At 51.9% G+C, this 401-nt stretch carries 1 protein-coding gene; it reads right to left on the bottom strand.

Translation table 11 applies throughout. The features are described from left to right. The coding region (locus ACTHSP_RS22385) for a TolC family protein (RefSeq protein ID WP_440347058.1) at nucleotides 1-401 on the bottom strand (401 nt) is incomplete at both ends.

The raw sequence follows: 401 nt of genomic DNA, 5'->3' as shown, positions 1-401 counted from the left end.
GCGCGCAGGTCGGGGCGGTTGGCCAAAACGGTAATCGGTACGTCCAAGTTCACGCCTTTGACAGGCAACAGGCGGAATTGTGCCGGATCGGCGGCCATGTTTTCAGACGGCCTTAAATTCAACAAATTACGCAAAACCTGTTTTTGCGTATCCAAATTGTTTTGCAAAGACAGCAGGCTGTTTTCCGCACTCAGCAACGACTGTTTGGCTTGGGTCGGCTGGCTGGAGTCGGCCCGGCCGTAGCGGAACTTGGCATTCGCAATGCGGTTGATTTCCTGATATTGCTTCAGCGATTTTTGTGCCAACTCGATGGCTTCGTTCAGGTAGGCGATATTGAAATACGCATCGGCGACATTATTAATCAAAGTCAGGCGTGTGTTGGCCATGTCTTCATGCGTGGC

It is taken from the genome of Neisseria sp. P0001.S005 (assembly GCF_051963715.1).
The sequence above is the reverse complement of the archived record's forward strand: the minus strand, read 5'-3'. Positions and strand labels throughout refer to the sequence as shown.